We start from the raw sequence: 15,453 nt of genomic DNA, 5'->3' as shown, positions 1-15,453 counted from the left end.
GGCTTTATTAGCCCAGAGCGCTTTGAGGCAAGAAATGTATGTTAGTGAACTGTCCGAAGTTGGCGGAGGGGATCACTGGGAATCGTTCGAAGAGGGAGCTTATATAGTGTTGAAGCATGGAGTATCTTTTTTGGTCAACAGAATAAATAAAAGAAAGGTAGCCATTTATACTAGCAATATCTTTTTCAATTCCTAGAAAGTAGTAATAAATTCTCGCCCTAATGGCTTTATATTTTCCTCTGCCTATTCCTACACTATCATTTGTTAAGACTAAGCCGGTGACTTTCTTTTGTTTTCGAGGGCCGGAGAATGTAGTTTTATTGCTATTTATAAATAGGTCTTCATCTGAAATTAACTTTTTGATAAATATTTCCAGCTTATTGATTTTCTCATATGATGGGGCTGAAAAAGTAAGGTCATCTGCGTACCTTGTGTAATTTATTCCTCTTTTTCCTACATACCCTTGAATGCGCGCATCTAGTTTTGAGCATATTAGGTTTGCTATTTTAGGAGAGCTTGGCGCTCCTTGCGGTAGACCATCATTGAATGTGCATATTCTTGTGAAAATCGTTGATATATTATTGTTAAAGCCCATTTTTTTGAAAAGATGAAAAACTCTCTTGGATTTTATGCTGGGAAAGAAATTTTCTAAGTCAATATTTAATAGATAACCGTTGCCGATGTGGGGTAATGCATTTGTAAGAATTGATTGATCTCTTTCTAATCCCATAGATTGATTGGATGAGGGTCTTAGCTCAAGAATATTTCTGAGTATCCAAGATTGAATAGCTTTCAGCTCTCTAGCTGGTTGGGCAATCAGTCGTTTGCCCCCGCTTTTTTTGGGTACATAGTAAGTGCGATATAGAAAGTTTGAACGATATGCGATATAGCTAATTAATTTTTCGGAAAGCCGGGTTTCTCTTGCAAGGTCATGTATATCGTTTATTTTTGGTGGTGTTTTTAATTTAAAAATTATTTTCTTTGTCATAAGGTGCGCACCTTTACGTAACTTAGATATGGGTTAATTTGACTGTTGAAGCACGGAACGTGCTTCGATAGTCAAATTAAGCCGCATTGACAATGGTTTTGTGTAGGATGGCGATAATCAACATCCAGTGAGCATGCTCACTCGCTAAAGGTGCGCGTTTGCACTCTATCATAAATGAATACTGAATTTCTACGATTTTCAATATTCATTATTTCAATTCTGACTTTATCCATAATTGCTATATTGAAATTGTTTTGAATGTGCATATGTCCTTCTTTCGATACCTTATAGGTGTTGGATTCTTTTTCTATCCAGTTCAGTTTTGTCAGCTGGGTAATTGCTGATTTTGTTGCGATTTCGACGTATTTTCTTTGCTCCGAAGTTGTATTAAGGACTAGTTCATACAAATCACTAATGGTTAGGTTGTTCATCAAATAAATAGCTGGTAGTAAAAAATTTTTTAATTCAAGTATGTTTGTAGTGTTTTTTTCTGTTGGAAAAACTCTTTTTATTGATTCAATTCGTCTTGAGATTTCTTTGATTATTTTCTTGCCATTTTCTTTTTCAGAAAAAGAATCATATTTTTCATAAATTACCCTTCCTGTTGTTGAGCTATTAACGAGTCTGAATGGACCGTATCTCAGAAAGCTTTTTTTGTTTGAAAAACATTTTTCTGCTATACAGATTATTTTGTTGACTAGTTTTTCATTCACAGAGAATGCGCCAAGCTCAGCAAATGAGCCGGGGCTCTCGGGTATTATAACTATTGCATCAACTGATGCAGCTAATGTATTTTCTAGCCAAAGTAAGCTGTTAGCTTGCCCTTCAAGCACGTCTTCAAAAATATCTTCAGGGTAAACCAGTTCGAATGCTCCATGCTGGTTGAGTAATTTAGATAGCTTATACCTACCTTTGTTTTTTTCACTTTTGTGGGCGCCACATAAAAAAATAGTTGTTTTTTCTCGATAATAAGGAATGAATATTTTTTCCAATATAATTTTCGATATTTGTTTAAATTGATGTCTTATTGGCATTTTTATAATCCCTTAATTTTCGCTTTGAATTATCGAAAAAAGTCCAAGGGATGTAAAATAAATGGCCAAGCTAATAGGTAGAGAATCGATTTCTGTGAGTACAGATTCATATTTTTTTAGTTGCTGTGTATAAGTATTTACCTCGCGCTTTATAAATGAATTTTCCGGCTCGCCGCTTTCTGGTTCGCTACTTTTATAATCCACTATCCAGCGAATGCCATCGGCGATGAAGGTGCGGTCGATGATGTGTTCGCGCACGTCTTGTTTTTCTTTTTGCATTAGCGATAGCTCGCACGCGCTTTGTTCGTGCTCGCAATTGAGTAGCCAGCGGCCTTGTTCGCTGTTGATGGTGTTGGTGATGGCGGTGGCGATTTTTTGCAGGGCGCGATTGAGATTGTCGCCGCTCCAGCCGAGTTGTTGTAGTTGGATTTTCCAAAAACTGTGTTGCTGATTGATAAAAGTATCCGCAGAAATGCAGCTGTTATTGGTGACCAACTTATTTTCCACTATGGCTTGCAATGCGTTGTGAATCACGGTGCCGGTGTGGCGCGCGAGGCGGGCGCCAGTGGTTTCGACTTCGGGAATGTTTAACGGGTTGTCGTTTTCGCTCATGCTGAATTCGTGGCCGCGATATGCTTTTAATAAGGTGACATCACTTAGCGCTGGTGCTTGCCAGTTGGCGGGCAGGCGCAGTATGTGTTGCAGACCGGGTTTTGCATTGTTGTTGTCGAATGAATCATTGCGAGCTATTGCACGGGTGCTGTCTATTCGCTGTGCGTTGTCTTTTACATAGGGCCAAATGCTGTGCAGCAGCGATACTTTGGCGGGTGCGACCAATTCGTCTTCTTTGGTGTTGATGCAGGCAATTAAATGCAAGCGTTTAATTGCACGGGTGCAGCCGACATATAACAGGCGCGTTGCTTCAAAGGCTTGTTGTTTGTCTGCTTCGCGGCGCATAAAGGTGTAGAGGCCTTCTTCTTCTTTGCCGGTGGCGGCGAGTGAGCCGAGTAATAATTGTTTTTCGCCCTGATGATTAATGCGCTCTTGCCAGAGCAATAATTGTTTGTCGTCTTTGCGCGCGCTGCGATCCAAACCGGGAATGATGACCGTATCAAATTCCAAACCTTTGGATTTGTGGATGGTCATCACTTGCAATTTTGGATCAGCATCGGCGCGCGGCGCAGCGAATAAACGTTCGATGGCATTGTTAAACGCTTGCCAATCGCGAATGCTGCCACCTTGTTGATGTTTGTCGAGCAGCGCAAAAAAACTGTTGATATTGTCGCGGTCATTCGCGTCCAGCAGTGTTGCGGGGCCGCCCAGTGCAAACCAGATGCCTTCAATCCACTGGCGCAAGGGTTTGCGGTAACGCTCTTGCAACGCTTGCGCAAGAAGGGGAACTACTCTTGCGAGAATTATTTTTCCGTTCGCGCTTAAGCCACTGATCTGTTCGTGTAATTCCAATTGCCGCCAAAGCACCGCAAATGCGGTTTCATTAATGCGCGGATTTTGTCCGGCGAGGTTGGCAGTGGTGATGCAATGCAAGTCGTTATTATCCAAACCACACCAAGGCGCGCGCAAAACTGATAACCAGGCGATGCGATCAGCGGGGTTTAATAATGCGCGGGTGAGCGAGAGTAAATCCATAATCGCCATGCGGCTGGCGAGGCGATCAATTTCCGTGGCTTGGTAATGCAAACCGGCAGCGGAGAGCGCCGGTAAAATGCGCGCGAGGTGATTGCGCGTGCGCACCAGAATCGCAACGCTGCCATTGGGGTTATCGTATCGCGCTTGCTGCACCAACTCGACCACAGTTGCCGCTTCTTGCTGTTGCGCTTGCACACGGGATGAGGGTTCGTTGTCATCGCTGTCACTTTCATCGCTTTTTTCAGTGGTGTAAGTGCACGCATAAAAAGTAACGGCATCGCCATCGATTGCCGGTTTAAACGCAACAGACGGTGAATAGCTGACAGCGCCACGGCTGATGTCGTCTTGCGCGGGGAATGCATGTTGAAAAATATCATTCACCCAATTCACTACACCGGCTTGCGAGCGGAAATTCACACGTAAATCTAACGCGGTTAAATCCACTGAACCTATGCCTTGCTGGCGTGCATCCAAAAACAAACCTACGTTGGCGTTGCGGAATCCGTAACAGGATTGCATTCCATCGCCCACAATAAACAACGTGCGACCATCGCTCGCTTGCCAACCGCTGGTGAGTTTTTTTAATAACTCCAACTGGGGGCTGGCGGTGTCTTGAAACTCATCTACCAGAATATGTCGAATGCGATAATCCAATTGCAGGGCTAAATCGCTCGGTGAATCTTCATCACCCAGTGCGAGCAATGCCGCTTGGCTGATGGCGGTGTAGTCCGTAGCGCTTTGCTGTTTAAACACAATAGTGAGTTGCGCCACGAGAATCGGCAAAATGCTGGTTAAACTGTCGAGCAGTTGCCATTGATGTTCGGCGTAGTGGGGCGCTGGCAGTGAGCGCAGTTCTTGCAGTAATTGTTCTGCTTCGGGTGCGGTATCGGTAATCGCAGCGATTAATTCGCTAAAGCGATTTTTCAACTCGGCATTTTCTTTGCCAGCAGGAAAACCTTCGGCTTTGGTTAAACGCGCGCGAAAAGTCCCGCCGTTGGTCAACAACAAATCCACTAGAGAGAGCCATTGATTTAATGATTCCGGTTCGGCGTCGGGCAACCCATTAATGCCAAGCAATTCGTGAATGCGATTTTTGCGCTCTGCTTCTTCCTGCAAATTGGTGGCGGCGCGGTCGGCAATGCTGCACAGCTCGCTACTGTGAATTAATAGCGCTGCAGCGAGCAAATCCAAATGTTCACAGACTACATCACGCAGTACTTGTTCTAAGTATGCGCGCGCATCCTCATGGCGAGCTTGCAGCAATACACCGAGCCACTGCTCGCGTTTGGCGAGCAGGCTGATTAATAAATTTTCTACCGCTTGCAGATTGTTATCCAAGTGGCGCAACAGGCGGGTTAAATCATCGCGCAGGGGTGATTCTTGTTCGAGCAGTTTAAATAATTCGCGCACCGCTAACCGATAGGCTTGGTCGGCATCTTCCAGTGTATCTGGCTGCGCCCCTATGCCGCTGGCGAGTGGTAATTGTTTGGTAATGGAACGGCATAAACTATCGATGGTTTGCACGCGCAAACGCTGCGGGCTTTGCAATAAATTCCACTGCAATTCGCGGTCGCGCTGCAAAACCTTTTGTGCGAGTTGCCAGGTGCGCAGTGCATGGGGATCTTGTGGTTCGGGTTGATCGGCTGCTTGCCAGAGTGCGTGCATAATCCGGTCTTGCATTTCGCCCGCCGCTTTGCGGGTAAAGGTAATGGCTAAAACTTCTTCGGGTTCATCGCAATAGGCGAGCAGGGTTAATACGCGCTGGGTTAATAGCCCGGTTTTACCGGAACCGGCCGGGGCAGAAACCGCAAACGATGTTTGTGGATCGAGTGCATCAAAACGAACTTGTTGATCGATAGGTTGATTTGAAATGAATTCAGACATTACACCGCCCCCTGCATGCCGCGAACAAAGGCATTGAGCGCATCCTGTTCTTGCAGGCGATTAAGTGGCAGTAAATCTTCTGCGTATTGTGCGGTGGTGGAGTTTTTCATATCGACACGTGCATCGCCCTGAATAAAATCAGCGGCTAAATTTTGTAGGAAAAGTTGCCATTCTTGCAATTGTTCATCCCAAGGAGTTTTGCTGGGGAAAATGCCATCGTGCTGGATATTTAATTCACCCGTACCAATCCACTTCATTGCCTTGGCATTAATTTGTGCAAAAGCCATGGCGGCAATTTTGTTGCTTGCAGTAACGGCGTAAAGCGGCAATTGCGGTTCATCCATGCGCTCGCCTTGCCAGCTTTGCAATTTGGGTTGACCGGTTTTGTAATCGATCAAGATGAGATCACCGTTATCCAATTGATCGATACGGTCAATACGCAAACGAAGTGGCAAGCCTGCAAATTCAAGCTGTACTTCTTCTTCAATTGCCACCACTGTAAATGGCGGGCGCGTTTTTTCTTGCGCAAGCCATTCGGTAATTAATTGTGCGAGTCGCTCTTGCTCCAGTTGGGCGTAAAACGCGCCTATGCTGGTACCGCGTTTTTGTTTGAGTGCATCCACAGCGGTTTGTGTGGTTTGGTTGATAAGTGTGTTGAGTGCACTTTCATCCAGCGCGAGCAGAGTTTGTTGATCTTTCAGTTGTTTCCAAATTTGCGCGAGCGCATCGTGCAATAAATTGCCGCGTTCTATGGCTGAAAAACCGGCGACGGGTTCGTCGATACTGTTTGCGCCTAAGCGTAAACGTGCAAACGCATTAAACGGGCAGGCGCCTTGTTCTTTAAACAAACTCGCACCGCCGCGCACGGGTTCTTGCCCCAGAATTAATTGTGGCGCTTGCGCCGTAGGCACTATTTCCAAATGGCGGGTAGCGGCGAGCACTTGATAATTGTGTGCGCTGACGCTGTCGTGGTTGCCGATTAATGTTTCTATAGCGGTCAGGGGCAGATGTCGAATTAATGCGCTCGGGCTGAGCTCGCTCTCGTCATCGCTGTGTGCTGAACTGAAGATAACTACCGGTGCACATTGACCATAATGTTCAGTAAGTGCACGCGCAAATTGCAATTCACGTTCGGCGCTGGCGTGCGGCATTTTTTGTGTGCGCTGCAAATTGCTGGGCAATAATGGATTCGGTGCGGGCACTGGCGGCCATTGGCGATGATGTAAACCCATTACCCAACAGTGGCTGAATTGCAAACCGGCGCCTTCCAGTGCACCGAGGATTTGGATGGGCGAATTAGGGGTCTGCGCTTGAAACGGTGTTTTTCCGGCAATGCTGCGCAATTGTTGAATCGCGGCGGTATAGGTTAATTCAATGCCGGTACCATCCAACTGCAAGAAGTTTTCCAGCACCTGGTTCCATAGGGTGAGCTGTTGGTATTCCTGACTATCCAAACGCCGTGTGCCTGGCCAGCCGAGTAATTGCAAATGCTGTTGAAAAAAATCACTCCAGTATTGTGCGCTTTGTTTACCAAAACTCTGGCGGCGATAGTTTTCCAACTGCACTAAACGGCTAATTAAATTGCTGTCACCTTCGGCGATTCCTAATTTGCTCGCCAGTTTTTGCCCGTGGTAGCGCAAATCGCTCAGGCTAATAGTAAAGCGGCTAAGTTTGCGCAGGGTTTGAACCAAGTGTGTGCGCAGCACTAATTCTGCATCTGAATCGCCAAAAAAAGGTGAGAGCAATAAATTGCAAATGGCTTCCAAATCCCAAGAGGATTTTTGCAGCTCTAATAAATCTAATGTGGCGCTAATAATTGGTGTTGCCCCCAGCGGTGTGCCGGCAGAAAAGTTAAATGGCAAGGTATAGCGCGGTTGATTGGGTAGGGCGGCAAGCGGTTCAAATACCTCGACAAAAATGCGCTCGACCTGATCGCGACACTGACCTAAATTCGGCACGATAATACCAATCATCGCCGCTGGATTTTGCTCCAGTTGTTGTTTACTCCAGAGTGCGGCGGCGCGAATTTCGGCTTCGTTATTTTGCGTTTCAGTGCGCATTAATTGCGTTGTTTGATTTTCCAATTTGATGTTGCGCAATTGCTGGCAGGCGCTGTTAATTAAATCCTGATGCTGCGGCGGGATATCATCAAACCCGGTGAGATGAATAATGCTTTCTTGTTTCAGCTGCGATTGTTTAAACGCATCGATCAAAATTTGATTGGCACTTTCTTGTGTAATAAAGCCCAGCTGCGCCAAACGCGCGCGAAATTCGCCGAGCCAGGTTAGCCAGCAATAAGTATTACTCTGGGTATTGAGGAGCGGTTCGGCGGCTCGCACTTGTTCTTCAGTCAGTTGCCAGAGTTCAAGGTTACGCAATGCGCTATCGGCTGCTTGCGCTAGGGGTTCCGGTTGTAAAAGCGCAGCGGCGAGGGAGGATTCGCCAATAATTTTTTCCCACAGAGTTTGGCGTTGCAGGTTGTTGATAATGCGCTGCGCTGCAGGTGTATAAGCGCGCCGCTGCAATAATGCCCAATTGAGTTCAAGCCACTGGCTCAAAGAATAAATGCGCGGGCTGGGCCAGACGTTGCTGGTATCCGTCTGCCGCTGGCCATAGGCACGCAACATATGGTTGCGCAGGCGATTATTGGCGGTGATGATCAGCTCGCCGCTGTCGATGGCGGCGAGGTAAGGTGTTATATCGAAATAGGTATCAACCATGATGATGTCCGGGTGCCTTGTAAACGGTGTCACGCTAAAGTGGCCGGTATTATGGCACCGGATTCAATACCTGTGCGGGGTAAAATTAAGCGTAAAATTTTGTATAAGCCTTTGTCGCATAAGGAATTAGCGGCTGTTTCACCTTGTTTGGCCAAGTGAAACATGCTACTTTTCCTGCCCACATAAAGAAATGCTTGGATTGCACCGCATAATTTCTGCTACTCGCAGGCTTCAATCGGATTGAATAACAATAGCCCAAAGGGCACAGAACATCGGCAAATACGGTCTATACATCAGGTGAGTGTTTCACTAGGTCGCTACTTTTTTTAGTTTTATTCAAAAGTGCGTCTATGATTCCCTTTGTATTTCATAACTATAAACAAGTGACCCTATGAACCAACAATCTACTGGTAATTACAGATGGACCATTTGCGGTCTGTTGTTTTTCGCAACCACTATCAACTACCTCGATCGCCAAGTATTAAGTTTATTGTCCCCCGAGCTGATGCACACCTACGGCTGGAACAATAACGATTACGGCAATATCACTGCACTTTTCACCTTCGTTTATGCGATATCAATGATCTTCGCCGGTCGTTTTATCGATAAGTTCGGCACCAAAAATGGGTACATTATCGCCATTGCGATTTGGTCGATTGGTGCCGCAATTCATGCATTTGCCTACGATATGGGCGCTGCCTTTTACACCTTGCTCGGCTGGCTTGGCTTGGCAGATATTGATCAGGCCAATGGCACGGTCAATGGTGCTGCTGCAATTACCGCCTATTCGGTAGCCGGTTTTATGATTGCACGAGCAGTGCTTGCCTTTGGTGAGGCGGGTAACTTTCCCGCTGCGATTAAAGCAACGGCAGAATATTTCCCCAAGAAAGAGCGCTCATTTGCCACCGGTATTTTTAACTCAGGTGCAAACGTAGGTGCGATTTTGGCGCCGTTGACAGTGCCAGTAATTGGGGTGATGTGGGGCTGGCAATGGGCCTTTATTCTGGTAGGTATTATCGGTTTTGTATGGATAGGTTTTTGGTGGGTATGGTACGACAAGCCGAGCGAACAAAAGCGCTTGGGCGATGCCGAACGCGCCTATATCAACTCTGACGTTGAAGCTGTAGAAGCAGTTGAAGAAGAAGTAAAAACCTCTTGGCTGGCGCTCTTGGGTTACAGACAAACCTGGGCCTTTGCGTTCGGCAAATTTATGACCGATGGTGTTTGGTGGTTCTTCTTATTCTGGCTGCCTATTTACCTGAGTGCCCAACACGGCATGGAAAAAACCGAAATTGCGTTGCCTATCGCGCTGATTTATACCCTGACTATGTTTGGTAGTATTGGTGGCGGCGCCTTCCCCAGTTACTTCATCAAAAAAGGTATGGACGCATTTAATGCGCGCCGCACCGCCATGTTTGTTATTGCGCTGGTGCCGCTGGTGGTGCTGCTTGCACAACCGCTAGGTTATATTTCGGTATGGATTCCAATCCTGTTGATTGCGATTGGCGCCTCAGCGCATCAGGCTTGGTCAGCGAACATTTTCACTACTGTGTCTGATATGTTCCCGAAAAAAGCCGTAGGTTCAGTGGTGGGGATTGGTGGTTTTGCCGGTGGTATGGGCGGTGTATTGCTTAATAAGTTGGGCGGTGGATTGTTCGATTACTTCGGCCAAGCAGGCAATATCTATATGGGTTACACCATTATGTTTGCAATCTGCGCAACCGCTTACTTGATTGCCTGGTTTGTAATGCGTTTGTTGGTGCCCAAATACCAGCCGATTACCGATCTGTAAATTGGTTAGTAGCATTTTTATGAAAACCGCTGCCGGGTAACTGGAAGCGGTTTTTTTATCGGCTTGTTTTTATTGATTGGGTTCTAATATCAAAAAAGTCTAATTAGCTGCGCTTAAATTTGATCGCGGCACTGCGTTGATCAATGCGATGGTCAATACTTAACAGGTAATTCATTTCACAGTGAGGAACCTGTTATGTCGAACAGTAACAATAATAATGTGACCGCCAAAACTATTATGAGCAAAACACTGCTCAGTGCCTATGAGGGTTGGACTATTCATCGGCTGGCGGAATTTTTTATCAAACACGGTATTTCCGGTGCGCCGGTGATTGCATCGGATCACGAATTAGTGGGTGTGGTGACTGTGTCGGATATTTTTAAATTTAGCAGTATGGATGAAACTAATCGCCGCGAGGCACTGCGCAATTATTATCGCGAAAGTTGTGAAATCGATTTGGATGATACTTGTCTGCGCGAGTGGAGTAATCGGGCGGAATATAATTGCACCGTTCATCAAATTATGCAGCGCGAAATTATTACCGTGCGGTTAGAAGCTTCTGTTGCAGAAGTCGCCGCAGTGATGGTGAAAAATAATATTCATCGGGTAGTGGTGGTCGATAAAAAAATCGCCCAGGGTGTAATTACCAGCATGGATATTTTGCGCAATCTGCAGCCTTCTGGAAGTGAGCTGCGCCTCGTTGTTTAATGCGCTTAGTTGGTTAAATATTGAGATAAGTCTGCTGGTCAATGTTAAAGCGGGCGAGTGCGGGGGCAAGTTGTGTTGCCTCTGCAGTCTCTTTGGTAAACACCGCAATGTGTTCGGAAATATAACCCGCAGGCGCGTCTTCGCTATCGGCCAGTAAAAACTCTACCCGTCGCGCAATGGCTGCACCTGAATCAATCAGGTTGATTCGTGCGGGTAGCTGTTGTGCCAACTCTTCTTTTAGCAGTGGAAAATGGGTGCAGGCCAATACCAGTACATCCATTTTTTCTGCGTTCTTTGTGTTCATTAATTCCTGCGTAATCGCCTCTATGGCTGCTGAATCAATCGCTTCGCCGCGTAATTTTTGCTCGGCGATGTGTACTAGCGCACTCGATCCCAGTGAAATCACTTGGCAATTAGTGGCGTACTCGCGGATTAATTCGTGGGTATAAGGGCGAGCAACTGTAGCTGGTGTGGCGAGCAGGCCAATCACACCGGATTTGCTCATCAATGCCGCGGGTTTAATCGCCGGCACCACACCGACGATCGGCAGGTTTAACTTGCTGCGCAAATGGGGCAGGGTGAGAGTGCTGGCGGTATTGCAGGCGATCACCAGAATATCGGCTGGGTAGCGCGCTAACAGCGCCGTTATTACCTGATCCACTCGCGCGATCAGCTCCGCTTCACCCTTGGTGCCATAGGGGAAAAAGGCATTGTCCGAAGCGTACACCAGCGAAACCTGTGGCAAACGTTGCTGGATTTCCTGTGCGACACTCAAACCGCCGACGCCGGAATCAAAAACCAGCACGCGGGGCGCTTGAAAGGTTTGGGTAGTATCAGTCATAGGAGAATCAAATCAATGGCCTGAGGGCGGCGATATATTGCTAAAATGGCGGCGATTTTAACGGTCGTGGCCGATAAAACCTAGCCGCGTTTTACATTCTGGAGTTTTTTAGTGAATCCATCGTTTTTGCCCCTTGTTGCCGCCTTGTCGGGTTTGGTTATCGGCGCGTTTATTGTTTACTGGATTATCGGTCGCCGCCTTGAGCAAGCCGTGGCGGCCAAAACCCAGCAATTGGAAGCTGCGCAGCAACAATCACTGCAACAAGTACAACATGCCCATGCGCTGCGTGAAGCCGCGTTGCAGCAGGAGATCCATCAACTCAATCTGCAGTTGAGCGAAGTGAAAAGTCAGCGGCAAGCGGCGCAGCAACAGGCTAGTGAATTACAGCAAGCGCTGGGTATTGCGCAGCAAGATGCGGCTGGCCTGCGCGAGAAGACTCGCCACTTTGATGAGCTGCAACAACAAAACCAGCGTAAAGATGAACAGCTCGTGCTATTTGCAAAAGAGACCACTGAGCTTAAAACACGCTTGGAGCAGGAGCGTAAACATTTTGCTGAACAGCTGGCGCTATTGCAAAATGCCAAGGTGGAATTGGCCAAAGAATTTGAAAATATTGCCAACAAGATTTTTGAACATAAACAGCAGCAATTCAGTGCTAACAGCAAAACCTTGCTCGATAGCACCCTTGATCCTTTGAAACTGCAACTCACCGAATTCCGCAAAAAAGTGGAAGATGTATACGAAAAAGAAAATGCCGATCGCAACCGCCTATCCGGGCAGGTGATTGAGCTGCAAAAACAAGCGCAAAAAATCGGTGAAGATGCGGTTAATCTCGCTCAGGCATTAAAAGGCAATAGCAAAACCCAAGGCAATTGGGGCGAGGTGGTGCTGGAGCGTTTGCTGGAAGAATCTGGCCTACAAAAAGGCCGCGAGTACGATACACAAGTTAATTTCACCGGCAGCGATGGCTCGCGCTTGATGCCCGATGTGATTATCCATTTGCCGGAAAACAAAGACATTGTGATCGACGCCAAATGCTCGTTGCTCGATTACGAAAAATTCTGCAACTCAGACGATGAGGCCGAGCGCAAGCAACATCTCAATGCACACGTAAACTCGCTGCGCAGTCATATTAAAGGTTTGAGTATTAAAGACTACGAAAAACTCGACGGTATTAAAGCGCTCGATTTTGTATTTATTTTTATCCCGATTGAAGCGGCGTTTATGTTTGCTTTGCAACATGAGCCGGGACTGTACCGTGAGGCCTATGATCGCCATATTATTTTGGTCAGCCCAACCACCTTACTGGCGACTTTGCGCACCGTAGAAAATATTTGGCGCTACGAAAAACAAAATAAAAATGCCGAGCGCATCGCCAAGGAGGCGGGTGCACTGCACGATCAATTTGTGTTGTTGCTGGAGTCGCTCGATGCCATTGGCAGCTCACTCAATAAAACCCAAGAGGCGTACAGCAAAGCGCGCGACCGCTTGCAGTCTGGGCGCGGCAATTTGGTGAAACGCGTGGATGATATTCGTCGCCTGGGCGCAAAAACTAAAAAAACCATTGCCACACATTTATTGGAAGATGCAGGTGCGGAGCTAGAAACGGAAGACTTATTGCTAGATGTGGATTCGTCGGGCGATGGGGCTGAGCGTTAATTGCATCAAATAATTTAAGCTGTGTAATTTAATCCACGTAAATATAGAGAGTCTTGTAGATGAGCGTGTTAAGTGTGTTGGCTCTGTTGGGTGCAGTAATTATTTTGGTTTTATCTATTATCGCTGGGCGCTTGGTGTATAAAGTGTATCGCCAGAAAAAAGAGCAGGAGGCTAAGTTGCAAGCGCAGGAAGAAGCTAATCAAAAAACCTTACGTGAGCAGCGGGAGCGGATGAATAAAAGTATTCAGATTCTGGCGCAGGCAGTGCACAAAGATGAGCTTACCTTAACTGAAACCAGCATTCGAATTTCCGGCTTGCTGGATGCCCTTGATGTGCATGCCGATATAAAAGCCGAGTTTTCGGCTTTTTATCAGTTGCGCGAAAAAACCAGCCATATTCCCTATTTGGAAGCTTGGCAGCAGCTCTCTAATGCGGAGCAAAATAAATTTGATATAGACCGTTTACGCCATGAGGCAACCTTCAATGATTTTGTGATGGATGCTGCCAAGCGTATTCAGGGTAGGGATTTTTAAGGATAAGAAAATGACGGTGGAATTTATCTGTCGCGCTATGCAGGAGCGCGATCTGGCTGATGTGATTCGCATTCAAGCTGAAGCTTATATTGATGAAATTTTAGAGACTGATGCGGTGATCTACGCGCGTTTTGCCCAAACAGCGGATACCGCATGGGTAGCTGAACGCGCTGGCGAAGTGTGCGGCTATTTAGTGGGTTATCAGTCTGCATTGGGAGAGGTTTCACCCTGGGGCAGCGAGTTTACCCATAAGCCTGATTCGACTGCCTTGTATTTACATGACCTTGCAATCAGCAAATCGGCGGCTGGTTGTGGTTTGGGGCCGCTGTTGGTAAATCATGCCTTGAAAGAAGCGCGCCAGCGCGAATTGCGCGCGGCGGCTTTGGTGTCGGTGCAAAACTCCCAATCCTTTTGGCAGAAATTGGGCTTTGCTGTGTGCACATTGTTGGATGAAATTCAGCAAGCTAATTTGGCGACTTATTCCGGCCCGGCAATTTATATGACGCGCGAGTTGGCCAGTTAAATAAACACTGGCCGTATTATTTTTTGTGTAATACCACACCGCATTCTACGTGATGGGTGTAAGGGAACTGATCAAAAATCGCAAAGGCTTTAATGCTGTGGGTTTGCGTAATGGTTTTTAAATTGTCGCGCAGCGTGTCGGGGTTGCAGGAAATATACAGAATATTGTCGAACCGCTGGGCAATGCTGGTGGTGTGTGGATCAAGCCCGGCACGGGGTGGATCGACAAAAATACTGGTGAAGTTGTAGTCCGCTAAATTGACATGGCGCAGCCGATTAAATTCGCGCACACCATCCATCGCCTGTGAAAATTCCTCGCTCGACATGCGCGCGATTTGAATGTTGTCGATCTGATTGGCAGCAATATTAAATTGCGCAGATTCCACCGATGTTTTAGATACCTCAGTTGCCAATACTTTGCCAAAATTTTGCGACAGTGGCAGGGTAAAGTTGCCATTGCCGCAATAGAGTTCCAATAAATCGCCGCTCCAACCCTTACTGTTTTCCACCGCCCAGCTCAGCATGGCTTCGCACACTTTTGCATTGGGTTGGGTAAAGCTGGCTTCGACCTGTTGATAAGTATATTCGCGCCCGGCAACAGTCATGCGCTCAATCACGTGATCGCGCTCAACCAATAAACGCTGCTTGCGACTGCGGCCAATAATATCGATACCCAATTCTTGTTTGAGCGATTTAGCTTTGGCAATCCAGGCTTCATCCAACGGCTTATGATAAATCAGGGTCACGAGTGCCTCGCCACTTTGGGTAGTCAAGAATTCGACCTGATAGAGTTTGCGGCGTAATAAATCATCGCTATTAATCGCTTGCAATACTTGCGACATTAATTGATTCATCAACGCCGAGCCGACCGGGAATTCATGAATCGGGTAGGGACGTTTGAATTCATCTTGCGTGAACATCACGTATTCAGTGCGCTCTTGCTGATGCCATACGCGAAACTCGGCGCGCATACGGTAGTGTTTTTCCGGTGAGCTAAATACGCTGATCTCAGGCAGGGAAAACTCGGCAAAATCCTGCTGGATTTTTGTTAGCTTACGGGAGAGTTGCTCTTGGTAGGCTGCAGTAGAAAAATCGGTAGGCGTCATAAATGGGTTCATCGTTTAA

11 protein-coding genes are annotated in these 15,453 nt (G+C 46.8%); 5 read left to right on the top strand and 6 right to left on the bottom strand.

What is annotated here, in order from left to right:
- Window positions 1–7: 7 nt before the first annotated feature.
- The 4 genes from AWU77_RS19935 to AWU77_RS19920 form a co-directional block, all read right to left on the bottom strand.
- Complete coding sequence (locus AWU77_RS19935; RefSeq protein ID WP_084618566.1) at window positions 8–988, bottom strand: retron St85 family RNA-directed DNA polymerase; 981 nt, start codon at window positions 986–988, stop codon at window positions 8–10.
- Window positions 989–1,125: 137 nt separating this feature from the next.
- Window positions 1,126–2,022 carry a retron St85 family effector protein gene (locus AWU77_RS19930; RefSeq protein WP_062067782.1) on the bottom strand — a complete coding sequence of 299 codons (897 nt, stop codon included), beginning with the start codon at window positions 2,020–2,022 and terminating at the stop codon, window positions 1,126–1,128.
- A gap of 12 nt (window positions 2,023–2,034) precedes the next feature.
- The gene (locus tag AWU77_RS19925; protein ID WP_062067779.1) at window positions 2,035–5,553 is read right to left on the bottom strand and encodes an exodeoxyribonuclease V subunit beta; all 3,519 of its coding nucleotides are present in this window, start codon (window positions 5,551–5,553) and stop codon (window positions 2,035–2,037) included.
- On the bottom strand, window positions 5,553–8,273 hold the full coding sequence (locus AWU77_RS19920) for a PD-(D/E)XK nuclease family protein (RefSeq protein ID WP_062067776.1): 2,721 nt from the start codon (window positions 8,271–8,273) through the stop codon (window positions 5,553–5,555). The genes AWU77_RS19925 and AWU77_RS19920 overlap by 1 nt, the downstream gene beginning before the upstream one ends.
- 391 nt (window positions 8,274–8,664) lie before the next feature.
- Between AWU77_RS19920 and AWU77_RS19915 the strand changes: the two genes are divergently transcribed.
- Window positions 8,665–10,065, top strand: a complete 1,401-nt coding sequence (locus tag AWU77_RS19915; RefSeq protein ID WP_062067773.1) for an MFS transporter — start codon at window positions 8,665–8,667, stop codon at window positions 10,063–10,065.
- A 195-nt stretch (window positions 10,066–10,260) separates the two neighbouring features.
- The gene (locus AWU77_RS19910) at window positions 10,261–10,773 is read left to right on the top strand and encodes an HPP family protein (RefSeq protein ID WP_062067770.1); all 513 of its coding nucleotides are present in this window, start codon (window positions 10,261–10,263) and stop codon (window positions 10,771–10,773) included.
- Between the two features lie 13 nt (window positions 10,774–10,786).
- Here the strand turns inward: AWU77_RS19910 and murI are convergent, their stop codons facing one another.
- Window positions 10,787–11,614: a glutamate racemase gene (murI, locus tag AWU77_RS19905; RefSeq protein ID WP_062067767.1), complete on the bottom strand. Its 828-nt coding sequence runs from the start codon at window positions 11,612–11,614 to the stop codon at window positions 10,787–10,789.
- Window positions 11,615–11,725: 111 nt separating this feature from the next.
- Between murI and rmuC the strand changes: the two genes are divergently transcribed.
- From rmuC to AWU77_RS19890, 3 genes are read left to right on the top strand one after another with little or no spacing between them, the layout of a single operon-like run.
- A complete protein-coding gene (rmuC, locus tag AWU77_RS19900; protein WP_062067765.1) occupies window positions 11,726–13,273 on the top strand; it encodes a DNA recombination protein RmuC in 1,548 nt (515 codons plus the stop codon).
- Window positions 13,274–13,332: 59 nt separating this feature from the next.
- Window positions 13,333–13,806 carry a DUF2489 domain-containing protein gene (locus AWU77_RS19895; RefSeq protein ID WP_062067763.1) on the top strand — a complete coding sequence of 158 codons (474 nt, stop codon included), beginning with the start codon at window positions 13,333–13,335 and terminating at the stop codon, window positions 13,804–13,806.
- Window positions 13,807–13,816: 10 nt separating this feature from the next.
- Entirely contained in the window at window positions 13,817–14,329 is a 513-nt protein-coding gene (locus AWU77_RS19890; protein ID WP_238582533.1) for a GNAT family N-acetyltransferase, read from the top strand.
- Between the two features lie 16 nt (window positions 14,330–14,345).
- Here the strand turns inward: AWU77_RS19890 and trmA are convergent, their stop codons facing one another.
- The gene (gene trmA, locus AWU77_RS19885) at window positions 14,346–15,434 is read right to left on the bottom strand and encodes a tRNA (uridine(54)-C5)-methyltransferase TrmA (protein WP_062067761.1); all 1,089 of its coding nucleotides are present in this window, start codon (window positions 15,432–15,434) and stop codon (window positions 14,346–14,348) included.
- Window positions 15,435–15,453: the final 19 nt, after the last annotated feature.

It is taken from the genome of Cellvibrio sp. OA-2007 (genome assembly GCF_000953825.1).
In the GTDB taxonomy this organism is placed as follows: domain Bacteria; phylum Pseudomonadota; class Gammaproteobacteria; order Pseudomonadales; family Cellvibrionaceae; genus Cellvibrio.
The sequence above is the reverse complement of the archived record's forward strand: the minus strand, read 5'-3'. Positions and strand labels throughout refer to the sequence as shown.